At 61.3% G+C, this 21,199-nt stretch carries 21 protein-coding genes and 1 pseudogene; 12 read left to right on the top strand and 10 right to left on the bottom strand.

Going from position 1 to position 21,199, the window contains the following annotated elements; genetic code table 11:
- Nucleotides 1-155 precede the first annotated feature (155 nt).
- Nucleotides 156-869: a response regulator gene (locus P3T23_RS33205; RefSeq protein ID WP_429320305.1), complete on the top strand. Its 714-nt coding sequence runs from the start codon at nt 156-158 to the stop codon at nt 867-869.
- Between the two features lie 323 nt (nt 870-1,192).
- Nucleotides 1,193-3,166, top strand: a complete 1,974-nt coding sequence (locus P3T23_RS33200) for an APC family permease (RefSeq protein ID WP_429320304.1) — start codon at nt 1,193-1,195, stop codon at nt 3,164-3,166.
- Nucleotides 3,167-3,345: 179 nt separating this feature from the next.
- Here the strand turns inward: P3T23_RS33200 and P3T23_RS33195 are convergent, their stop codons facing one another.
- Complete coding sequence (locus tag P3T23_RS33195; RefSeq protein ID WP_429320303.1) at nt 3,346-5,040, bottom strand: exo-alpha-sialidase; 1,695 nt, start codon at nt 5,038-5,040, stop codon at nt 3,346-3,348.
- A gap of 324 nt (nt 5,041-5,364) precedes the next feature.
- Here P3T23_RS33195 and P3T23_RS33190 point away from each other — a divergent pair.
- The 3 genes and pseudogenes from P3T23_RS33190 to P3T23_RS33180 all read left to right on the top strand — a co-directional run.
- Nucleotides 5,365-5,523, top strand: a pseudogene (locus P3T23_RS33190) (DUF1289 domain-containing protein); the annotation flags it as partial.
- Between the two features lie 149 nt (nt 5,524-5,672).
- Nucleotides 5,673-6,011: a hypothetical protein gene (locus tag P3T23_RS33185; RefSeq protein ID WP_429320302.1), complete on the top strand. Its 339-nt coding sequence runs from the start codon at nt 5,673-5,675 to the stop codon at nt 6,009-6,011.
- Nucleotides 5,921-8,011: a hypothetical protein gene (locus tag P3T23_RS33180; protein ID WP_429320301.1), complete on the top strand. Its 2,091-nt coding sequence runs from the start codon at nt 5,921-5,923 to the stop codon at nt 8,009-8,011. Before P3T23_RS33185 ends, P3T23_RS33180 begins: the two co-directional genes overlap by 91 nt.
- A gap of 50 nt (nt 8,012-8,061) precedes the next feature.
- Here the strand turns inward: P3T23_RS33180 and P3T23_RS33175 are convergent, their stop codons facing one another.
- The 4 genes from P3T23_RS33175 to P3T23_RS33160 all read right to left on the bottom strand — a co-directional run bounded on the left by P3T23_RS33175 (nt 8,062) and on the right by P3T23_RS33160 (nt 10,955).
- Nucleotides 8,062-8,853, bottom strand: a complete 792-nt coding sequence (locus P3T23_RS33175) for a molybdopterin-dependent oxidoreductase (RefSeq protein WP_429320300.1) — start codon at nt 8,851-8,853, stop codon at nt 8,062-8,064.
- A 2-nt stretch (nt 8,854-8,855) separates the two neighbouring features.
- On the bottom strand, nt 8,856-9,440 hold the full coding sequence (locus P3T23_RS33170; protein WP_429320299.1) for a cytochrome b/b6 domain-containing protein: 585 nt from the start codon (nt 9,438-9,440) through the stop codon (nt 8,856-8,858).
- A gap of 273 nt (nt 9,441-9,713) precedes the next feature.
- Nucleotides 9,714-10,328: a hypothetical protein gene (locus P3T23_RS33165; protein ID WP_429320298.1), complete on the bottom strand. Its 615-nt coding sequence runs from the start codon at nt 10,326-10,328 to the stop codon at nt 9,714-9,716.
- A gap of 321 nt (nt 10,329-10,649) precedes the next feature.
- A complete protein-coding gene (locus tag P3T23_RS33160) occupies nt 10,650-10,955 on the bottom strand; it encodes a putative quinol monooxygenase (protein ID WP_429320297.1) in 306 nt (101 codons plus the stop codon).
- 111 nt (nt 10,956-11,066) lie between these two features.
- On the opposite strand from P3T23_RS33160, the gene P3T23_RS33155 reads away from it, so the two are divergent.
- The gene (locus tag P3T23_RS33155) at nt 11,067-12,026 is read left to right on the top strand and encodes a GlxA family transcriptional regulator (RefSeq protein WP_429320296.1); all 960 of its coding nucleotides are present in this window, start codon (nt 11,067-11,069) and stop codon (nt 12,024-12,026) included.
- Nucleotides 12,027-12,232: 206 nt separating this feature from the next.
- Nucleotides 12,233-12,631 (top strand): RcnB family protein, encoded by a 399-nt coding sequence (locus tag P3T23_RS33150; RefSeq protein WP_429320295.1) that lies wholly within the window; start codon nt 12,233-12,235, stop codon nt 12,629-12,631.
- Between the two features lie 413 nt (nt 12,632-13,044).
- Here the strand turns inward: P3T23_RS33150 and P3T23_RS33145 are convergent, their stop codons facing one another.
- On the bottom strand, nt 13,045-13,962 hold the full coding sequence (locus tag P3T23_RS33145) for a LysR family transcriptional regulator (RefSeq protein WP_429320294.1): 918 nt from the start codon (nt 13,960-13,962) through the stop codon (nt 13,045-13,047).
- Nucleotides 13,963-14,100: 138 nt separating this feature from the next.
- Between P3T23_RS33145 and P3T23_RS33140 the strand changes: the two genes are divergently transcribed.
- Both P3T23_RS33140 and P3T23_RS33135 read left to right on the top strand, forming a co-directional pair.
- Nucleotides 14,101-14,865: an SDR family oxidoreductase gene (locus tag P3T23_RS33140; RefSeq protein WP_429320293.1), complete on the top strand. Its 765-nt coding sequence runs from the start codon at nt 14,101-14,103 to the stop codon at nt 14,863-14,865.
- A gap of 75 nt (nt 14,866-14,940) precedes the next feature.
- Nucleotides 14,941-15,732: an SDR family NAD(P)-dependent oxidoreductase gene (locus P3T23_RS33135; protein ID WP_429320292.1), complete on the top strand. Its 792-nt coding sequence runs from the start codon at nt 14,941-14,943 to the stop codon at nt 15,730-15,732.
- 43 nt (nt 15,733-15,775) lie between these two features.
- Here the strand turns inward: P3T23_RS33135 and P3T23_RS33130 are convergent, their stop codons facing one another.
- The 4 genes from P3T23_RS33130 to P3T23_RS33115 form a co-directional block, all read right to left on the bottom strand.
- A complete protein-coding gene (locus P3T23_RS33130) occupies nt 15,776-15,925 on the bottom strand; it encodes a hypothetical protein (protein WP_429320364.1) in 150 nt (49 codons plus the stop codon).
- A complete protein-coding gene (locus tag P3T23_RS33125; RefSeq protein WP_429320291.1) occupies nt 15,874-15,990 on the bottom strand; it encodes a hypothetical protein in 117 nt (38 codons plus the stop codon). The genes P3T23_RS33130 and P3T23_RS33125 overlap by 52 nt, the downstream gene beginning before the upstream one ends.
- A gap of 86 nt (nt 15,991-16,076) precedes the next feature.
- Nucleotides 16,077-18,053: a 7TM diverse intracellular signaling domain-containing protein gene (locus tag P3T23_RS33120; protein WP_429320290.1), complete on the bottom strand. Its 1,977-nt coding sequence runs from the start codon at nt 18,051-18,053 to the stop codon at nt 16,077-16,079.
- Nucleotides 17,963-18,661 (bottom strand): response regulator transcription factor, encoded by a 699-nt coding sequence (locus P3T23_RS33115; protein WP_429320289.1) that lies wholly within the window; start codon nt 18,659-18,661, stop codon nt 17,963-17,965. The genes P3T23_RS33120 and P3T23_RS33115 overlap by 91 nt, the downstream gene beginning before the upstream one ends.
- 243 nt (nt 18,662-18,904) lie before the next feature.
- Here P3T23_RS33115 and P3T23_RS33110 point away from each other — a divergent pair, with 243 nt between their 5' ends.
- The 3 genes from P3T23_RS33110 (at nt 18,905) to P3T23_RS33100 (ending at nt 21,185) form a co-directional block, all read left to right on the top strand.
- The gene (locus P3T23_RS33110) at nt 18,905-19,153 is read left to right on the top strand and encodes a hypothetical protein (protein WP_429320288.1); all 249 of its coding nucleotides are present in this window, start codon (nt 18,905-18,907) and stop codon (nt 19,151-19,153) included.
- 281 nt (nt 19,154-19,434) lie between these two features.
- The gene (locus tag P3T23_RS33105) at nt 19,435-20,067 is read left to right on the top strand and encodes a DUF1007 family protein (protein WP_429320287.1); all 633 of its coding nucleotides are present in this window, start codon (nt 19,435-19,437) and stop codon (nt 20,065-20,067) included.
- On the top strand, nt 20,061-21,185 hold the full coding sequence (locus P3T23_RS33100) for a nickel/cobalt transporter (RefSeq protein ID WP_429320286.1): 1,125 nt from the start codon (nt 20,061-20,063) through the stop codon (nt 21,183-21,185). Before P3T23_RS33105 ends, P3T23_RS33100 begins: the two co-directional genes overlap by 7 nt.
- Nucleotides 21,186-21,199: the final 14 nt, after the last annotated feature.

Here is a 21,199-nt window from a genome sequence, read left to right as displayed (position 1 = left end):
CAAGCCGCGCGAACCTCATGGTCAGAACGTCTGGCGGAAGATCGGTCGAGGCGCCCGCGCCTCATTCATTCGGTCATCCGGTGTGCCGATCGATTGAACCAAAGCGTTTCGCGAGGGCTATATAGCGACGAACGGAGGCAGTCAGCAACAACGTCATGACCCAGTCGAACACAATCGTTGTTCTGATTGACGGCGACCGATACATTCGCCGTTTCGTGCATGTTTCGCTGGAAACGGCTGGCATGACGGTCTTCGATACGGGGACCGGGACACAGGGACTGGCTGAAGCAGCAACGCGCCGGGCCGATCTCGTGATCGTCGATCTCAGCTTGCCGGACAGGGAGGGTATCGACGTGATCCGGGAATTGCGGGCATGGTCCGACATGCCGGTGATCGTGCTGTCGGCGCGAAGCGGGGAACAAGACAAGGTTGCCGCGCTGGACGCCGGCGCCGACGACTACCTGACCAAGCCGTTCGGGATGGCGGAACTCGTGGCACGTATTCGCGCGCACCTGCGCCGGCAAACTTCCGGTGGCCGGTCCTGGGGCGCCCGGATTCATTTCGGCGAAGTGACAGTTGATCTCGGTGAGCGCAAGGTGGTCCGCGACAGCCAGATCATTCATCTCAGTCCGATCGAATTCCGCTTGCTGTCGGCACTCGCGCGCCATCAAGGGCAGCTCCTGACGCATCACCAGCTCTTTCAGGAGGTATGGGGGCCGCTGCGTGCGGACAACTACCACTATCTGCGAACCTACATGGTGCACCTGCGCCAGAAGCTCGAACGCGATCCGGCGAGGCCCGAGCACATCGTCACCGAGACGGGCGTGGGCTATCGACTGGTTGGCGTGAGCGAAGTCCAAAGTCCATAGCGGGTCTGTGACGCGCCTTGTTTTCGGTCGGCTTATGGGTGTCGCTATTGGCCGCCCGGGTTGCCGTTGTGCCGGCAGGAGCGACTGCGCTGCCGGTTCGCCGCTCCGGCGCAGGTATGCCGGAGGCAGTAGTGGATTTCCTTTCAAACCGTCGGCTTCACCCCGCCCGGGTAACGCCGACTGGCATACGGTACGGAACTGCCCTACATTGCAACTGGAAGGATGTCGACGGCCACCCCGTACACGTGCTTCGCCGAGGCTACGGAGCCTCGACGCCGCCACTCGCGACGACATTACCGCAGGTTGATTTGCCAGGAGACACCATGGCCGGTCTCGCCAGGATGTGGCAGTTAATCGTCGGCAAGCCGCTCGATCCTCTGGACCCCCGCACCCGCCACGCGATCGCCGTGACGCCGCTGCTGGCCTGGGTCGGCCTCGGCGCGGATGGCCTGTCATCTTCATGCTATGGCCCGGAAGAAGCGTTCCTGGCACTCGGCCAACACACGTCTCTCGCACTGTTTCTCGCCGTGGCGACCGCTGCAACGGTCTTCATCATCGCGATCGGCTACAACCAGGTCATCGAGCTTTTTCCGACCGGCGGTGGCGGGTACCGCGTCGCGACCGCACTGCTCGGTCCACGCCCAGGCCTTGTGTCAGGCGCAGCACTTCTCGTCGACTATGTGCTGACGGTTGCGACGTCGCTCGCAAGCGGTGTCGACGCGTTTTTCAGCTTGCTGCCCGTTAGCGCGCAGGCGTTCAAGCTTGCCACCGAACTCACGTTGATTGTGCTGATGACCGGGCTTAACTTTCGCGGCATGAGGGAATCGATACTCGTCCTGCTGCCGATTTTCCTTGGCTTCGTCGTGCTGCATCTCGTCCTCATCGTTTATGGCGTGGCCGCTCACGGCGATCATCTGGGCGCCGTCGTACCAGGCGCGATCGGCGACGCGCGCAGCATGTCGCATGCCCTCGGACCACTCGTGGTCATCGCGCTGCTGATGCGCGCGTTCTCGCTGGGCGGCGGCACCTATACCGGCCTTGAAGCGGTGTCGAACAATGTCAACATGCTGGCAGAGCCGCGCGTGCCGAACGGCAAGATCACGATGTTCTACATGGCGTCGTCGCTCGCCTTCACGGCGGGCGGCATCATCCTGCTCTACATGCTGTGGCACGCACAACCGGTGGAGGGCCAGACGCTCAACGCAGTCGTGTTCGGCAGTGTGATCGATCACCTCGGGCTTGGCTCGGCGCTTGCGCGGCACGGCTTGCTCGCGGCGGTACTGGCCTTCGAGGCCGGGCTGCTGCTCGTCGGCGCGCAAACCGGCTTTCTCGACGGTCCCGCCGTGTTGTCGAACATGGCCACCGATTCGTGGGTGCCGCGCCATTTTCGCGACCTGTCGACGCGGCTCGTCAGGCAGAACGGCATCGTCGTGATGGGCGTCGCGAGCCTTTTGATCCTGCTGTGGACACGCGGCGACGTTTCGATTCTTGTGGTTCTGTACAGCATCAACGTGTTTCTGACGTTCAGCCTGTCACTGCTTGGCATGTGCACGTACTGGTGGCGGCACCGCCATGATGGCGAAAACTGGCTGCGGCACTTCGCGTTGTCTGCGCTTGGTCTGTCGGTGACGAGCACCGTGCTGGTCATCACGCTGGTCGAGAAATTCACCGAGGGTGGCTGGCTGACGGTGCTGGTGACGAGCGCAGTCGTTGCGCTGTGCTTCCTCATCAAACAACACTACGACGATACGCGTACCCAGCTTGCGAAGGAGGATGCACTCTTTGCCGGGTCGCCGCCGGAAGTCGACGAGGCGACCGCCCCCGGCAAGCCGGACCCATTGCAGCCTGCGGCCATCCTGCTGGTTGGCAAGCACCGCGGCGCGAGCATGCATGCGCTGCTGTGGGTGAACCGGCTCTTCCCAGGGCACTTCAAGAATGTGATCTTTCTCGCGGTCGGAGAAGTCGACGCACAAAGTTACGAAGGCGCGGAGCACCTTGAGCGGTTGCGGAAAACCATCTCGGCAGCGCTCGAGTACTACGTGGCGCACTGCCGCCGGCACGGGATGGCGGCGGATTACCGCATCGCTTTCGGAACGCATCCAGTGGGCGAGTTCATGAAGCTTGCCGAGACCACGATGGACGAGTTTCCGAACAGCGTTTGCTTCGCCAGCAAGCTGATATTCAAGCGGGTCAGTTTCCTGACTGCGTGGCTGCACAATCAAACGCCGGTCGAGATACAGACGCGCCTGCATCTGCAAGGCAGGCAGATGGTGCTGTTGCCGATGAATGTCGGGTGAAGAACGGATCGCGGTTGCAGTCTGTGCCCGGTGGGCTTTGTGGTGGAAAGATCAGATAGTGATCGGTGGCGCCCGAGAGAATTCCGCGGGAAGACCGCCCCTTTAACCGGGGCGGAGGACTGCTCCGCGCCCGGACAGGACTGGTCTGGGCGGCGACCTCCAGTCGCCGCCGTTTGCGCTCACGGCAAGGTGATTTTGCGGGTGAATTCGGCCGTCACATTGGGACCTGTGGCTATACCGAATACCGGGTACACGTTATCGGGTCCGCTAGCAGCCAGGCCCATGTAATCGCCGAGGAAATGGCCACCCGCTACTGGAGCGTTCAGTATGTTGAACGAGGTTGTGGTCAGCCGCTTCTCATGGACCCAGTTGGCGGGGTTTGCGCAGTCGGTGGCGGTAGAGCAGAAGAGCGCGAAATAATCAGCGCCCTCGAAGCTGGCAGGTGTGTTCGTGTCGTGACGAAAGTCGTAGTAGGTCACCACGATTGCATTGCCGTCGCCCGTCGCCACCACCGCAGGGATGAAAGCCTGCTGCCGGCACGGGTTCGTGGCATTCGCCGGCGTCTTGTTGATCATCACCGGCGCTGACCAGGTGGCCCCGCGGTCATCCGACTTGCTGAAATAGATTCCGTCGACAGGGATTGACCCTGTGGGCGTGGTGCAGGTGGCTGTCGAAAAGCGATCGTCCTGCCAGGCGAGATAGATCGCCCCCGTCACCCGGTTCACAGCGACACTGTAGAGAATGGAGGCATCGCGTACCGGCTGACCAGTGTCCGGAGTGACCACCCCGACCACTTGAATGTCGCTGGCGAACGCTGGCCCGCTCCAACTCCCGCCCTTATCCGTGGACCTTATATAGCCGATGTCGAGACCTGTTGCCGTGACACCGATCGCGGTGAAGAAATCGAGCACGGTGCCATCAGGCAGCACCTGCACGATGTTGTCGATCGTCTGGTTGTTCGTGCCGGGCTGATAGATCGGAGCGGCCGTGCTCCAGGTCACGCCATTGTCAAGGGATCGGGAGAAGAACGTCGGTCCGACAGTATTAAACGTGACGGCCTGGGCACTGGCGGCCTTGCACGGCGACTTCGTAACCGGCGCGCACACCAACGACGCGCCCGCCGTAGATTTAAGCAATTTGCGCGCGATTGCGACACCGTCGTCTTGCGCGAGCAACTGGGCGCCGGCGGTGGTTGCCGGGAAGATGCGTAGCTGATCCCACACCGCATAGACTAAACCGTTCGCGGTCGGATCGGCGGTGAGCGAGTTCTTGTCATTTAGCACGTCCTGCGTGCTGTTGTTGATCAGCGTAACTGGAGCTTGCCACGTCGCGGCGTGGTCGACGGAGCGGCTGACGATCATCCCGCTTCTTCGTGTCCCAAACGGTGTCGTCGGCTTCGCGGGGTCCACCACCAGGGAGAAGAAGAAGGCCGTTCCGTCCCTCGCAAAGTCTACCCAGGGGTCCGAGGAGCGACGGAATTTACCCCCGGTGCAATTGGTAACGCCGAACGGGATCGTATCGGCCCAGGCGCCGCCCGCATTGTTTGAGACGACGCCGATGGTCCCGCGTGCGCCACCGTCGGTCCAGCGGTCCTGCTGGTGACCGACAAGGAGACGACGCGTGTCGGTCGGATCGGCTGCCACCCAGGGCTCGATTGACGTGGCTGGATAAAGGACGCTCCCGAATGCGGTCTCCTGCGCGTGCACATCGTCGGCAGTGCATCCGCTGAATGGATCGCCCGCGGCCACCTGGACGAGCGGGCCGAGCACCTGCGCCTGGGCGCCTGGACCGATTGCGCACGTGAGCGCGATGACGCCGCTGCCTGCGATACCCTGGGAAACGAAACGGGATAGGCGTCTGAAAATGGATTTCATTCCGTGCCTCGCGAAAAAGGGTAAAACGCCTTTGCACTGCCGGCAGTACGTCACCGGCACCATGACTCTCGCGCGGTGATGATCCATGTGCGAAAACGACTTGCCCCAGCAGCAAAACCAACGCTTGCCGCCGCCCGCCGAGAGATCCACTACAGAAACACACTAGGTCGCGGCAGCCGCATTTGTGTGAATAATTCGTTTCGGATGCCAGTTCATCACGTGGCGTCCGCCCCTCTATTGACGTGGTATAGGGCTTGCAGAAGAGCGGTCAGAGCATGTATGTGCTTGCAGAAAGCACGGCGCCCCAGAGTTGTGGCCAGAGCGATGGCGGTCAAGTCGCCGTGCATCGATGTGTCCGCCTTCGACGGCAGAACCGGGCTCTGCCCCGGCTGCTTTCGAACCCGAGATGAGATCCGTGGCTGGAAGAAGATGACCGGCCACCGGCGCCATCAGGTTCTGAACGACAGGTCCCGGCGACAGGCAACGAAACCCGTACGCAAAACCGGTTCAAAGAGAGATAAAAAAACTGAACCACGACGTCGTTCTATGGATGCAGCCGAGCTGATTTCGGGTGCGGTCACGAGCGCTCCGTTACATGTGGCTTGAATCTCTTATCCTTGGTTGAGACGAAAATGAGCATCCAGCGCACCTCGGTCGTCAACTCTGTCGGCCCCACGTCCGGCAACTTTCTGTCCAATTTCCTGGATCCGCGCGACGACCCTTCGAACCATCCCTCGGGGCTCGTGGTGATCACCCTGACGGCGCTGGACAATACGTTTTCGAACTTCACGTTTCTGGTCGCCGACGGCCTCACCAATACCGTGCTCGCGACCGCGCTGGCCGCGATCAACACCGGCGACCAGGTGCTCGCCGACGTCGATTGGCCGCAGCCCGTTATCTCCAGAGATCAGGACGGAAATCCCATCTACGGACCCGCATACTGCTACTCGCTCTGGCTCAATGCGGGCTGAGCGACTGGCTGGCGTTTCAGCGCGGCTCGCTTCCCGGGAAACACGGTTTACGCCGGACCCATTCCTTTGCTGAGAGGATCGAGATGATCTGCAATCGAGCCGCCGGGACCGGCAATCCACTCCCGGATACGAGCTTTACGAACTGGTCGGGTGACATTCAAATCAACCCGACAAACATCTTTCAACCGGGCAGCGTCGACGAGCTGGTCGCGATCGTAAGGCAGGCCGAGCAGCGGAATCTGTCGGTTCATGCCGTTGGCAGTGGATGGTCCTTCAACGACAACTTTTCCACGCGCGGCTTTTCCTCGGGGAGCGGCAGTGAACCGGGATTTCTGATACGAACCGATTCGCTCAATCGAATCCTGAGCAATGCTATGGGCGCAACGGCGAGCGCAGACGCCGGTGACCCATCATCGGGCGATCCCGTCTTTCAGGCGCTCACGGGCTCTGCTCGAGGTCTGAAGCTCGTTCACGTCGAAGCCGGCATCAAAGTCCACACGCTCTGCGAAACACTCGACAGCCTGAAGTTCATTAACGGGACGTCTCGCGGATTCGGATTTGCCGTGCCCACGCTGGGCGGCAGCGGCGGACAATCGATTGCTGGCGCCATCTCGACGAGCACGCACGGCGGCGACGTGAACAATCCGCCGCTACCCGACATGGTGGTGGGCATTCATCTCGTCGCCCCGGGAGGCGCCGAGTACTTCATTCAGCGAGGCGGCCTGCAGGCTATCGTCGATACCAACCAGCTCGCCCAGACGATGCCTTGCGTCGCGGGCAAGATCATCTCCAACGACGACGTCTTTAATGGTGTGCTCGTCTCGATGGGTCGAATGGGCGTCATCTATTCGATGGTGATTCAGGTCGTCGACCAGTTCGTCCTGAACGAGAACCGATACCAGGCCGGCTGGAACAATGTCAGCTCCAATGTCATGTTGGGCGCTCCCGGCGGCTCGGGGACGATCGGCGATCTGAGAGCCAACCATTACTTTCTCCAGGTGGTCATACTGCCCTATACGAACTCTTCGGGGGACCACGACTGTTTTGTGACCACGCGTTCGTGGCAGCCGCACGACGCGCCGCTCAATCCCGATCCGAACAAGAACGATTTATTCTCGGTCGCCTGCCGATTGCAGCCGCTGGAGAAGTCCCTCGTCGTCCTCGGCATCATTGCCGCGGCCAACGCCATCGCCGCGGCGGCCGACGCGCTGGCGGCCGGGCTCGCGCTGGTCCCGATCGCGGGCGAGATCGCCATAGCAGCAGCCGCCGCGGCGGACGCTGCCGCGATTGCGATCAGCATCGCGCTGGCGCCGCTGCTGGTGCCGTCGATTACGATTGGCGACTATATCGCCACGGTAACCAACCTGTTGACGAAGTTCGGATTGCTGGGCGTCGCCAAGGACACGGTCAATGGACTCTTGAGTGGGAACCTGTCGCCCCATACCATCGCCGACTTGAGCTACAAGGTGATGGATACGTACGATTACCAGGCCAATTGCTATAAAGCCCGTTCTCTCGAAGTCGCCTTCAACGCCGACGAGCCGACCTATATCACTTATGTGACGACTGTTTTCGGATTGATCGACAACTTCGCCTCTCAGAACATCCTCTACGGCGGCTATATCTCACTGCGGTATTGCGGAAAGTCGGAAGCGCTTCTAGCGATCGAGCAATGGCCGCACACCGTTTGCATCGAGATGTCTACGCTAAGCGGGCTCGACAGCGAGATGCAAGTGCTCAATGCGTTTGAAGCGGCGGCGGCCCAACTCGGTGCGGCGATTCATTGGGGGCAGCTCAACAATCGGACGCGCACCGACATCGAGTCCGTCTTCGCGGGGACGATCCACACCTGGCGTCAAGCGCTCTCGCGCCTTGCCGCACGCGGGAAGATCAGCACCTTCGACAATGACTATTGCAGCCAGCGGGGCCTCGAGCCGGACGCGGAGGCGACGAAGAAGACTCGCGACATCTCGTACATCTTTCCCGTGACGCTCGGCTGAAGCCAGGCGTGCCGCTCAGCCCGCCAGCGCCAGATGCGAGCTGACGCCGTTCAGGAGCCACCGAACCAGTTGTAACCCTGGTTCTCCCAGTAACCACCGGGATATTCGTTCGTCACACTGATCGCGACGATATGCTTCGGATTCTTGTAGCCGAGCTTGGTCGGCATACGCAGCTTCATCGGGAAGCCGTATTTCGGGGGCAGCACCTCGCCATCGTACGTGAGTGTGAGCAGGGTCTGTGCATGCAACGCAGTCGGCATGTCGATGCTGGTCCAGTAGTTGTCCGCACAGTGCAGCGATACATACTTCGCCGTGGTGTCCGCGCCCGAGTGTTCAAGGAAATCGGAGAAGCGCACGCCGCCCCATCGGCCGATCGCACTCCATCCTTCGATGCAGATATGACGCGTGATCTGGCTTTCCTGCGGCAACGCGCGAAGTTCGTCGAGCGTCCAGACACGTTTGCCATTTGCGAGGCCGCCCACCTGGAGCCGGTATGTAGCGGGGTCGACTTCGGGCACATCATCGATGTCGTAGAACGCGTTGAACGGAAACGGCCGTGTGATCATCGACTCCGGATAGGTCGGAGCCATCTCGTTCGGATTGAACAGCAGGGCTTGCACATCGTCGTTGAAGAACGAGATTCTGCGCAGCATGGTGTTCACCGACTTGTCATTGGACAAATCGCAGCCTGACAGCATCGCAATGCCGCCGAGCGTGAGAACTCGCTTTCCGAGCAACCGGCGCGCCGGATTTTTCAGTTCGTTGCGCGCATCCTTGATGATGGATTCAGCGTGAGACGAAAGAAACGTATCGGGCTTCACAGCCCTCTTTCGAAAAGTCATGGTTACCGTCCACGAATCATCAAAAGCAGCGAGCGCTGCACAAGCGCGACCATGACGACGTGCACGACGAAGAATGCCACCAGCACGCTCATTGCAGCGAAATGCACGACGCGCGCATTGTCGTATCCGCCCATCAGCGTGCGCAGTAGCGGGAACTGCACCGACTTCCATATCGCCAGTCCCGACAGGATGACGAACGCGATATCGAGGATGATGGCGAGATAGGCGAGTTTCTGTACCGCGTTGTAGCGTGTGAGGTCCTCATGCCCGAGCGTGCCACGCAGGGCGGCGGCGAGATCGGTTGCAAGTGACCTGACGCTGATCGGCAGCAGCTTTCGGCGCAGACGTCCCGAAGCGATATTCAGCCCGACATAGACGACGAAATTCACAACCAGCATCCACATGATCGCAAAATGCCATTGCAAGGCCCCGCCGAGCCAGCCGCCCAATGTGATAGCCGAAGGAAACCGTAAGGCTGGAAAGATCGGCGAGGCGTCATAGATCTGCCAGCCGCTTGTCACCATCAATACGACAGCAAGCGCGTTAATCCAGTGCGTGATGCGGACCCAGGCGGGTTGAATCGTCATGTGGCTCAAAGCGATCTCGTGATTTTGATCAGGTTGCCCATCATCGGAAAACGCATGGTGAATCCTTGAATAACGGAAACGAAACAATCGATTAGGATCATTGAATGAATGGAAAAGAAGACCGTAGTGTCAGCGGCATGAGGCGACTCGAAGTCGCTGTCGCAGCATCCGCGATCCCCAGCACCCTATCGCGCCGGCTCCGTGGCCGCCCGCGCTTGCAGCAAATGGGGCCGCTCACCGCCGCGAGCGGCCTCAGTGGACCGACATCATGCGTTAGAACTGCGGCACCAAGCCATCCTTTTCGACGAACAGCACGTGAGCATCATAAACACCGTTCGCACCCGGTGTTACCACGAGGAACACCTTCTTCCCCGCCGTCAGATCCGCTTTGCTCGCCGGAACCGGTGTCACGACGGGCACGTTTGCCGGCACTGTCACCGTGCTGGTGCCGCCCTTGTATGACAGATTCAGTTCACGGCCGCTGGTGCCGGTGACAACCGACACCACGTTTGCATTCGTCATTGTGCTGTTGGGACCGAAGTCATAAGCGAAATGCCCTTCGGCCGTACCGCGTGCCGCCTCAGGAAAAACGATCATCGAAGTGGCCGTTAATTTTCCATCGCTGCCCGTGAGTGCTGGCGTCCCCACGTACGAACCGACTTTGGCGTCGGAAAGCCTGGCGGGCTTGAAAGCCGACACCCCGACGTCCGGCTTGACATCGATCGATACGGTGTCGCCGCTGTTCCGGTGTACGGTCAGAATTTCGCCTTTGAACGACACGACATCGCCACGAATTCGTTCCGGTTTGACGTCAGGCGTTTGCGCAAAAGATGCACTCGAAAGCGCAAGAGCAGCGAATAAGGCAGCTAGTTTGTAATGAATCGACACGAGTTACTCCATCTATGTGAATGCGATTGAATTGGAGCGCCAGACGCTGGCGGACGCCACGGTTGCAGCAACCAACTTGCATGGGACCGGATTAAGCGCTAAAGCGCCGACTCCGGTCGACAGCTTTGCATGGGACCGGATTAAGCGCTAAAGCGCTAACTCCGGTCGACAGCTTTGCATGGGACCCGAGTAAGCGCTAAAGCGCTAACTCCGGTCGACAGCTTTTGCATGGGACCGGATTAAGCGCTAAAGCGCTAACTCCGGTCGACAGAAGACAGGCTTCCGGCGGCAGGATTTGTGCGCTGCCGGGGCGCGAACGACTCACGCCAGCTGATTCTTCATGCCCAGGACGTCGATCGACTCGATCGACGGGGCGCTCACCAGCAGCTCGTCAGCGCGCGCCATCAGGCTGTTGGCAATACTTCCGTGCAGGTGTGCCTGACGATCCTCTTCATTGGCGAAGGCGTCGAAGACGCCGAACGTTGTCGGCGACAGCTTGAGGGCAAACCAGATCGGCGTGGCCGCCTCCCGGCCTGCCATTTCAAGGCCGGCGGCAAGAAAGTCTGCTACCGCCTGCTCCTTTCCCGGTTTAGCTTCAAGTCGGACAAATAACGCGTTCCTGATCATCTTCGCTCTCCAGTGTCCGCGTGAGGGGGGCTCATGCGGTGAGTGACACTGTACAAACAGAGTGCGCAGGGGAATACTGTCTCAATCGACAATTTTGGTATCAATTCCGCCATGCGAATTTTTGTCCTCGTGCTCGAGGGGGTGTTCGATACGGGTCTCACCACCGTGCTCGATAGCTTGACGATGGCCAACAGCCTTGCGTGCGCGACGGGGATGGCAACAGCGGGCTTCGACATCACCGTGGTGGGGATGCGGCCCGAGGTGCGTACCGCGCTTGGGATGCAAGTGCCCGTCCGCGATATGACCGACGCCCCTGCGCCGGATTGGGTCGTCTTACCGGCGCTCAACCGCACGACGGCCGAGGAGCTTGTGCCTGTGCTCGGTCGGGACGATGTGGTCGACGCACTAGGTGCTTTGCGCGCCTGGAGCAGTGGCGGCGCCCGCGTTGCAGCCGCCTGTACGGGTACGTTCGTGCTGGCTGAAAGCGGCTTGCTCGACGGTGGCGAAGCCACGACCACCTGGTGGCTCTCACCGCTGTTCCGGCAGCGCTATCCGAACGTGCACCTGGATGCGCACCGGATTGTCGTTCCCAGCGGCAGCGCGCTAACGGCAGGGGCGGCCCTGAGCCACCTCGACCTTGCACTCTGGTTGATCCGCAACAACAGCCCTGAGCTTGCGGCGCTCGTGGCCAGGTACCTCGTATTCGATTCGCGACTATCGCAGTCTGCCTATGCAATCTCCGATCACCTCTCCCATTCGGACCCGCTCGTCGAGCGGTTCGACCGCTGGGTGCGTGAACACCTCGACACGGCAATCGCGCTCGACGTCGCCGCGGAGGCATTGGCGACCACCACGCGGACGTTGACGCGACGTCTGAATGGGGTGCTTGGTAAAACGCCCGTCGAGTACATTCAGGATCTGCGGGTGGAGCGCGCCGTTCATCTGCTCAAGACGAGCAAGCTCACCGTTGATCGCATTGCTGAGCAGGTCGGGTATGCGGACGGCCACACTTTGCGAACGTTGCTGCGGCGGCGGATAGGTAAGGGAGTACGTGAGTTGCGGGCATCGTGAGTCGCTGTGGCCACTCCAGAGTTGTTGTTCGTGCGGACTGGAGGGTTTTGGCGGACAGGCATTCTTGTGACATTATTGGCCAGCGCAGACGTTGCGAACGTCGATGGGCAATCCACGTCGCGTAGCCAAACCTTCAAGATGCAGCACGTGCTTCGAGGCAGACAGACCCTCGCACGTCAAACTGTCATTTTTTCAGAGGTAAAGCCATGAAGTCGACAATCGTCCTCCCGTTTTTGATCATTTCGTTACTCGGCACATCCGTTGCCGCTTTTGCGCAGCAACACGACGAAAATCACGGCGGCGGGCAGCCTTCGCACGACAGACCAAACCCGGGGCACGACGTTCAGCATGGACATGGTCGAGGGCCTGCGCCACGCGACGCATCGATGGGGGGGCCGGGCGGCCCCGTTCCTCACAATGACTGGCACAAGGGTGAGCGGCTTCCGGCAGAGTACCGGGATCGTAATTACGTCGTAGACGACTGGCGCGGGCACGGCCTGCAACCGCCGCCGCGCGGATATCAGTGGGTAGGCGTGAACGGGGACTATGTACTCGCCGCCATCGCGACGGGTGTCATTGCAAACGTCCTGCTTACCGGGCACTAGCCCACGAACCGGAATCAATTGCTTCCCGTACTGACACACGACCTTTCATTCTGCGGATCGTAAGCGCGGTGGCCTGCGACGACGGGCCAGCGCGCTGCTGTATCGTGAATGGGCGCATACGCTGTTGTGACGGTTTCAGTGCGGCCAGACACGGACGTCGGCGAGCGCTGTTGCATAGACAGTCGAACGTCGCCGGCACCGAGACAACGGACCTTCGCGAGGATTTTGTGTCTGGAGGGTCATTGGCCTTTCCAGGCACTCGCGGATCGTAGACAAAGACTGGCTGGAACCGTTCTCTTGATATCCGCTCCTCAAAGCACGGACAGGTTAATTATGGCCTGAACCTGGTCATCCAAGCCCATTGGGTGCGCGTTCTGACTCCGCCTTCAACTCATTCCTGGCGCGACGTCTGTTCAACTTGCATCATTCCGATCCCACGGAGGCACCCCGCCGAAAGCATCGACCAGGAAATCGATCATCACGCGTACTCTGGCACTCAGGTGTCGACGGCTCGGGTACAGCGCGAGTATGTCGATATCAGGCAGGCGATACTCAGGTAACACTTGAACGAGCTTGCCCTCGCTTAGATCGTTGCCGATCAGGAAAGTGGGTTGCCAGATCACGCCTTGCCCGGCGAGCGCTGCTGCGCGCGCCGTATCACCGTTATTGGTATGCATGTGACAGTCGACCTTCACCGAGTGAGACTTGCCGCGAGCGTCGGTCAATTGCCAGTCATCGCCGGTGGCCGCATACGTGTACCCGATACAGCGGTGCTCGACCAATTCCGCTGGGGCTGTCGGAAGTCCGAAGCGAGCCAGATAGGTCGGCGACGCACACAGAATGTTTTGCGATGTCGCCAGCTTGCGGGCTGCATGACTAGTCGAACCCGCGCGTGAGATGCGAATGGCGAGATCGTAGCCTTCATCGACGATATCGACGACGCGGTCGATCAGTCCAACGTCGAGTTCGATTCCGGGGTATTTCCACATGAACTCGGGCCATAGTGGCGCCAGATACAAAATGCCAAAGCTCACGGGGGCATTGATGCGCAGCCGTCCGCGCGGTTCGACCGATGCGGATGACACCAGCCCCTCGGTCTCGGCGACATCGTCGAGGATGGATTTGCAGCGGGCGTAAAGCGTCTCGCCACCCTCGGTAAGAGAAAGCGTGCGCGACGAGCGATTCAGCAAACGCGTGCCCAGATGCGCCTCCAGTTCATTCACATAGCGGGTGACATTGGCGGGCGACGTGCCGAGGGCATCCGCGGCGCGCGTAAAGCCGCCACGGCTCACCACCGTCACGAAAACCTCGAAGGCGCGAAGGCGATCCATGTATGCCTCAAATCATTCACAAAAGCTGAACGATAGGACCATGTTTTATGCCTTTCTGCAATCAGAACTGAAGCCTATATTGTTTCCACGGGCCAACGCATAGGGCACTGGCCGACCAGGTGCATCAGGAGATTGAAAATGCAACGCTTGACAGGAAAAGTCGCCATCGTGACAGGTGCCAGTGCAGGAATTGGCCGTGCTACTGCAAAGCTGTTCGCGAAGGAAGGCGCCAAGGTGGTCATTGCGGCGCGCCGCGCGGCGGAACTTGAAACGCTCGCTGCGGAGATCGTTAGCGAAGGCGGCGAAGCCGCGTATCTGGCGGGCGACGTGCAATCTGAGGACTTCGCGAAGGCGCTGGTCGCGCTCGCAGTGAGCCGCTTCGGCCGGTTGGACATTGCCTACAACAACGCCGGTACGCTCGGCGAGATGGGTCCGACCACCGGTATTTCCGAAGCAGGCTGGAACGCCGCGCTGGCGACCAATCTGACGAGTGCCTTCCTGGGCGCGAAACACCAGATTCCCGAAATGCTGAAGCAAGGCGGTGGATCGATCATCTTCACGTCGACATTCGTCGGTTACTCGTTCGCGTTTCCTGGCACCGCGGCCTACGCGGCGAGCAAGGCGGGACTGATCGGCTTGACGCAGGCACTCGCTGCCGAGTACGGCGCGCAAGGCGTGCGCGTCAACGCAGTGTTGCCGGGTGCGGTCGACACGGAGATGTATCGCGGCATGAACGACACCAACGAATCGCAGGCGTTCGTGACGGGGCTGCATGCGCTCAAGCGGGTTGCAAAGCCAGAAGAACTTGCGCGGTCGGTGCTGTATCTCGCGTCGGACGACTCGTCATTCGTGACCGGTACGGCTTCACTGGTCGATGGTGGCGCGTCCATCACACGGACGTGACCCCGCTCTGGCGGCATCCGACGTGCAAGCGCTGATGCCGCCAGTTCTACGTCATCCACGGAAAGGAGATTACTCATGGACCTGAATCTGAAAGGCAAACTCGCACTGGTGAGCGGCAGCACCGCCGGCATCGGCCTCGCTATCGCCAGTACTTTGGCGCAGGAGGGCGCTCGTGTGATCGTGAATGGCCGCTCTCAGTCATCAGTGGATGACGTGGTCGCGCAACTGAAAGCGGAGACGGGCAGCGATGTACATGGCTTTGCGGGCGACCTTAGTACAGCCGCGTCGGCCGACGAACTCGCAAGACGCTACCCGGGTGTGGAAATCCTGATCAACAACCTCGGTATCTTCGAGCCTAAGCCGTTTGAGGAGATCCCCGACGCGGACTGGTTGCGTTTCTTCGACGTCAACGTCTTGAGTGGAGTACGCCTCGCTCGCCTGTTTCTGCCTGCGATGAGGCGTGCAAACTGGGGGCGCATCATTTTCATTTCGAGCGAGAGCGGGGTGCAGATTCCAGCCGAAATGATCCACTACGGGATGACGAAAACCGCGCAGCTTGCGGTCTCGCGCGGGCTTGCCGAAGCCGTTGCCGGCACCGGCATTACAGTCAATAGCGTACTGCCGGGGCCGACGAAATCGCGCGGCGTGGGCGAGTTCGTGGAGGCCCTTGCCAGGGCCGACGGCAAATCGTTTGAAGTGTTCGAAAAGGAGTTCTTCGAGAAGGTCCGTCCCACATCGCTCATCAAGCGATTTGGTTCGCCGCAGGAAATTGCGTCCCTCGTGGCCTACATCGCCAGTCCGCTTTCGTCGGCAACGACGGGAGCTGCATTGCGGGCCGATGGGGGAGTTATAAAGAGTGCCTTCTAGAGTCACGCCGGTGTTACGCCGGCGTTTCCCAAACTTTTCTCGATCAGTATTCTGATGCGATCGGCCGGGACCTCTCTTTTTTAGCACCGTTGACGGTAAATGGCTCTATCAGGTTGGAGAGCAGGCCGTTGAACTGCGCGATCAACTCCGCGCCGCTCGCATGCGATGCGCCATCCTCAGTGAAGCTGGACACGCGGTCCGGTCGACGAGTCGCGTGCCCACTTTCTTTTCGAGCTGCCGCAGACGCAGCGATACCACGGAAAGCGAGAGGTTCAGCTTCCGCTCTGCCGGATCGTTGGCGGCAGGCGAATGTCAGCGGTGTCCGTCATGTCGATGCCGTCCGGTCAAGATCCTTTGACGCCTCGCAGCGCATCGTGCGCCTCGCCCGCCACGGCCGCTGGCCGGATCTCGACCGCGAGCCTCAACACCGTCCCGCCTCCGGTCGAGCGGACCGTCAGGTTGCCGCCGAGCCGCGCCGCACGCGTCTGCATACTACGCATGCCGAGCCCGCGGCGCACCTCGACCGCGGCTGGATCGAAACCCGTGCCGTTGTCTTCCACGACGAGCCGCAGCGAGCCGTCGAGATGGCGCAGATCGATCCGCACGCACGTTGCGCCGCTGTGTTTGAGGACGTTGGTCAAGCTCTCCTGGAGCACGCGCAGCACGTCGAGATTCTGCGAAGCGGTGAGCCCGACGGTCTCGAGCCCCGACACGTGCCACGCACATTCGATGCCACGTCCTTCGAACAGACACATCATCCGGTGCCGCAGCGGTGCGATCAGGTCGTCCAGTGCATGCTCGCCGAGCTGATGGCTCGACGCGGTATCAATGATGATGCGCAAATCGTCGCGCAGCTCCTTGAGAATCGACAAAACGCGCCCCGGCGTGATGCTCTCGGGCGTATGCTCGAGCATCGCGATGCTGCTGACGAGGGTGCCGCCGAGCCCGTCGTGCAGATCGTGCGCGAGATCGAGCCGTTCGCCGAGCCGCGCGTTCACGACTTCGAGCTCATGTTGGCGCTGCAGCGTGGTCACGAGGTCGGCGCGCGCTTCGTCGATCCGTTCAGTGAGTTCGTCGTTGAAACGCTCGATGCGGCGCACGTTCGCAACGAAATGCCACGCGAGCACGAACGCCATGCCGACCATCAGGAACTGCGACGTGAATGCCGTGTAGTAGTGGTTGTCGCGCAGCACGCTGAACACCGTCAGCAGATCGTGGATACCGGCCGCGATGAAGATCACGATGCACACCGACAGGATCCGGTGGTCAGTGCGCTGGCTTTTCACGGCCAGCCACAGGAACACGAAGCAGCTCGCGAAAAATATCAGCGCCGACGCGGGAATCAGCACGATGCGCAGCGTCCCCAGTTGCGCTTGCGGCAGTGCGACGACCGCTGTGACGCCCACGGCCACGCTGAGCCACAGCACGCGCTCGATGCGCTGCGCGCGGCGATCGCAGAAGCGCAGCACAAAAATCGAAAAGGACACGCAGAACACATGGAAGAGCAGCGCGTCGGCCGCCTCCCACATGTCGTTCGATGCGAACGGCCAGGTGGTCGTTACGATCTCGTTGACGGCCCAGCACCACCACGTGAGTGAAAGGAACGCGAACCACCCGTAGGCGGTCTCCCTGGATCGCATCGACCACAAAGCAAGGAAGAAGCAGCCGAGCGTTGCGGTCACGGCAAGGCTGAAAAGCTGCAGATCGTGACGCACGAGCCGCGCGTGCCGGTAGATGTCCCACACGGCGTCCGGAGCGCCGATCGTCAGCGGGCCGAGGCCGGGCTGGTAAGCAGAGAGGCCGGATACACGGACCAGCAGCGCGTTCTCGCCCGGCTGCAGCTCCCGCGTAGACAGCACGCGATACCACGGCGTGTTCCACATCCGGCTGATCGGCTCGACGAGGTGCTCGTCGCGGCGCAGCAGCGCGCCGTTCAGCCAGATCTCGCCGGCCATGTTGAGATAGTCGAGGGCAACGGCGGCCGGGTGCGATCCCGGCGTCTGGTTCCAGCTCACGCGGTACCAGACAACGCCGTCGAAATGCGGCCATCGCTGGGTCCAGATATCCGGCAGGGTTACCGCGGTCCAGCCGTCCTGCGGCGGCATTTGCGCCTGCCAGTCCGAGCGCGCCGCTTCGACATGCAGGCTTGCGATGGCGTCGGTTTCGGCTGCGGGCGGCGGCTCCGGCGCGGCGCGTGCCGCGCCGTGATGCAGCAGGCCGATGACGACAATCAGGGCAACAAGCCACGCGAACGCGCTTCGAAGACGGCCTGGGTGCGCGAGTTGACCGCCAGTTTCTTGTAGATATTCTTGATGTGACATTCCACGGTCAGCCTGGACAAGGACAACAAACTGGAAATCTCCTGATTGGTCAGCCCTTTGCTGACGAAGGTCAGGATTTCAGCCTCGCGCGGACTCAGCAGCGCCCCCGACGCCTGCGGAGCCAGGTGGCCGGGCGGCTTCGTGCCGGCGGCGCCGAGCAGCTCGAGAATACGTTTCGCAATGAACGGGTCGATCGGCGCGCCACCCCGCAGCGCGCTGCGCACCGACAGCGAGATCTCCACGTCGTCGCGCTCTTTCAGCAGATAGCCGGTCGCGCCGGCCTGCAACGCCGAGACGATCACTTGCTCGGTACTCCACGCGGAGATTACCAAAATGGGCAGTGCTGCGTCACGTTGATGCAGCGCGCGGATCAGGTCGATGCCGTTGCCGTCCGGAAGCCCAACGTCGACGAGGGCGAGCGCGAACGGCTGCTCGTCGAACATAGCCTGAGCCTCCACGATGCTTGCGGCGAACGACAACGCGTCGTCGGTGTAGCCGAGCGTCGTGAGGATTGCGCGCAGGCGCAACTGCATCATCGGCTCGTCTTCCACGATGGCGACCGGACCGGGCAGCACCGGCTCCTGAAACAGCGAAAGAGGCTGGGACATTGCCTGAAAGCGGAAAACGGAAAGTTGATGGAACCCGCAACGGAACCCGAGGCAGCGCCGCCGAGTTGCGCAACGCCGACGCCCGACAACATGACACGCACGTGGCGTCCGGGCCATACCTGGAACCTGGTAGGCGCCACCCCGTTACCAGGTTCCAGGGATTGAAGGCACGCACCCGCCGGGCCCACACTGCGACCGTTCGCCGATGATAAATCACAACACGCAGCGCAACGGGGGCCGTGCATGGACCACCATTACATCGAGAAGGAAATCGCGCACCTCGAACGGGTGATCACGCGCATTTCCGCAGTCGACCGTATCCCGCTGTCATACTGGCGCGCACGTATCAACGAGATCGGCACGGCGAGGCTTGCCGCTGCGCAACACCGCCGCTGGTGTCGCCTGCAGGAGAAGTTGCGGCAGATCGAGGCGCTGCATGCGCACGGGCCCGCCGATACCGATCCGCCGCTTCGTCGCGAAGCGACCGGTTAGCGCCTCGCTGTCGGTTCACCTCCGCGGATGCGGTGCGAACGATCATCGCGCCGCGACGCCCTCAAGCACGAGATGAACCCGCAGACCCGTCGTTGCCGAAACCATCACGTACAGCATCCTCGAAGACCTCATAGTGACGCACGACCCGATCGACGTCGTCGGGCAACGCGTCCACAGCGGGATCGACTATCCTGGGCCGCCAACCGTCGAAAAATGCTGCTACAGTGCCCGGCTATCTCTTCGTCATCCCTTCGATGACATGTGCGTTCCGACCGATATCCATGCGAAACCGTACTGCCCGCTCTCTTCATGAGCGCGTCCTCCTTTTGATCCATGCCGTTGCCGCCGCATGCTGCGCGGTTGCCGCAGCGCCGCTCGCCGCTCACCCACATGTGTGGATCACCTACGCGGGCGTTGCGCGGATGGATGGCTCGACACTGGGCGCTGTGCAGGAGAAATGGACCTTCTCGCAGGGGTTTCCGGTATCAATCGTCGGCGACCTGACGGATATACCGAAAGCTGGACCGCTCGGCCCGAAGTACATCCGCCTCTTCAGGCAGCAGGCGTTTGATTCGCTGAAGGGGGCCGACTACTTCACGCATGTCTTTGTCGACGGCAAAGCTGCGCACTTCGGCGAGGTCCGCGACTTCGCCGTCTCGATCGAAGACGGCCGAATTGTCTACACGTTTGTGCTGCCGCTCGCGGATAAAGTCGACGCGAAGCTCGCGAAGGTGCAGCTCGGCATTTGGGACGAAACCTTCTTCGTCGATTTTCAGGCGCCGTCCCAAAACGGAGCCCCGATCGTCTTCAATGCGACAGCGAAAAAGACCTGCACCGCGCAACCGTTCGAAGATAAAGCTCACGCCATATTTGGCGGCGCCATTTTTCCGCTTTCCACGAAGCTCTCATGTTGACCTCTTCGGTGCGCCACAGTATTCGCCGTAGCGCGTTTGCGCTGATGTTCCTCATGATCGTGGCCGCGCAGGCCGTAGGCGCTCAGACGGTCGATGTCTTCGGAAGGACGCCGTCAGGGGCGCCAGGTGTAGCCAATGGACAGGCGCCGGCTCAGCAGAACGACGCTGAGCCGCGCGTCGAGATGCCGGAGCCTGTGCGACGCGCGATTGCAGCAGGCGTCGCTCTCCAGGGGCGCCTGAACGCGCAGCTTCAGGACCAACTCGTCGCGCAGCGCAATGGCGCGGGCAGACTGGCCGCGTGGACCCTCATGCTGCTGTCGTTCGGCTACGGCGTCCTGCATGCGCTCGGACCGGGACATGGCAAGACGGTCGTGAGCATGTATCTGATGTCGCATCGCGCTCGCGTTGGACATGCCATTGCGCTAAGTGTATGGAGCGCCTGCGTGCAGGCGATCTCGGCGATTTGCCTTGTCGGCAGTGCGGCATGGCTCGCGCGTGAGGGAATCGGCGGCGTGCTGACGCGTGCGGCGACGCTTGATCTCGTCAGCTATATCGCGCTTCTCTGCGTTGGTCTCGTCACCGTCTGGTCAATCGTCACGCGTCGCGACTGCTGCGACGAGCGGCGCATTACGCTGATCCCTAAACGCGGCGCGGGCTTGTTTGCGACCAGGCGTGACAATAACGACGTTCAGCACGGCCGTTACCTTGGTTCAAGCTCGCTGGCGAGCCGGCGCGCGTCCAGTTGGGCGCGCGTGGACGAGAGGGCAGGGAACGTCTGGATCGCGCGGCAGATTGTTATGACGGGACTGGCGGTGGGCGTGCGGCCATGTGTCGGCGCGATCTTTGTACTGATTGCTGCGCTCGCCAACGGCATTTTCATGGTGGGTGTGTTGTCGGCGTTGGCCATGGCCGCGGGGGTTTCGTTAACGGTATTGACGATTAGTCTGGCAAGCCTCGGCATCAACCGGGTGGTGTCCAGTCGTAGCGTCGCTCGCAGACAGGTACTGGAAACGATCCGCACGCGCTTCGCGCTCGCGGGCGCACTTATCATCACGCTGTTCGCTGCATGGCAGGTGTTCGCGTTGCTGTCTGGCCGGCAACTGGCCGCGCTCGCCTGAGGGTCTCCAGCCTT

It is taken from the genome of Paraburkholderia sp. GAS448 (assembly GCF_050435685.1).
Lineage (GTDB): Bacteria > Pseudomonadota > Gammaproteobacteria > Burkholderiales > Burkholderiaceae > Paraburkholderia.
The sequence above is the reverse complement of the archived record's forward strand: the minus strand, read 5'-3'. Positions and strand labels throughout refer to the sequence as shown.

Coding starts and splice junctions, on each gene's coding strand:
- P3T23_RS33205 (WP_429320305.1), top strand. CDS start 156: ATGACCCAGTCGAACACAATCGTTGTTCTGATTGACGGCGACCGATAC.
- P3T23_RS33200 (WP_429320304.1), top strand. CDS start 1,193: ATGGCCGGTCTCGCCAGGATGTGGCAGTTAATCGTCGGCAAGCCGCTC.
- P3T23_RS33195 (WP_429320303.1), bottom strand. CDS start 5,040: ATGAAATCCATTTTCAGACGCCTATCCCGTTTCGTTTCCCAGGGTATC.
- P3T23_RS33185 (WP_429320302.1), top strand. CDS start 5,673: ATGAGCATCCAGCGCACCTCGGTCGTCAACTCTGTCGGCCCCACGTCC.
- P3T23_RS33175 (WP_429320300.1), bottom strand. CDS start 8,853: ATGACTTTTCGAAAGAGGGCTGTGAAGCCCGATACGTTTCTTTCGTCT.
- P3T23_RS33170 (WP_429320299.1), bottom strand. CDS start 9,440: ATGACGATTCAACCCGCCTGGGTCCGCATCACGCACTGGATTAACGCG.
- P3T23_RS33160 (WP_429320297.1), bottom strand. CDS start 10,955: ATGATCAGGAACGCGTTATTTGTCCGACTTGAAGCTAAACCGGGAAAG.
- P3T23_RS33155 (WP_429320296.1), top strand. CDS start 11,067: ATGCGAATTTTTGTCCTCGTGCTCGAGGGGGTGTTCGATACGGGTCTC.
- P3T23_RS33150 (WP_429320295.1), top strand. CDS start 12,233: ATGAAGTCGACAATCGTCCTCCCGTTTTTGATCATTTCGTTACTCGGC.
- P3T23_RS33145 (WP_429320294.1), bottom strand. CDS start 13,962: ATGGATCGCCTTCGCGCCTTCGAGGTTTTCGTGACGGTGGTGAGCCGT.
- P3T23_RS33140 (WP_429320293.1), top strand. CDS start 14,101: ATGCAACGCTTGACAGGAAAAGTCGCCATCGTGACAGGTGCCAGTGCA.
- P3T23_RS33135 (WP_429320292.1), top strand. CDS start 14,941: ATGGACCTGAATCTGAAAGGCAAACTCGCACTGGTGAGCGGCAGCACC.
- P3T23_RS33120 (WP_429320290.1), bottom strand. CDS start 18,053: ATGTCACATCAAGAATATCTACAAGAAACTGGCGGTCAACTCGCGCAC.
- P3T23_RS33115 (WP_429320289.1), bottom strand. CDS start 18,661: ATGTCCCAGCCTCTTTCGCTGTTTCAGGAGCCGGTGCTGCCCGGTCCG.
- P3T23_RS33110 (WP_429320288.1), top strand. CDS start 18,905: ATGGACCACCATTACATCGAGAAGGAAATCGCGCACCTCGAACGGGTG.
- P3T23_RS33105 (WP_429320287.1), top strand. CDS start 19,435: ATGCGAAACCGTACTGCCCGCTCTCTTCATGAGCGCGTCCTCCTTTTG.
- P3T23_RS33100 (WP_429320286.1), top strand. CDS start 20,061: ATGTTGACCTCTTCGGTGCGCCACAGTATTCGCCGTAGCGCGTTTGCG.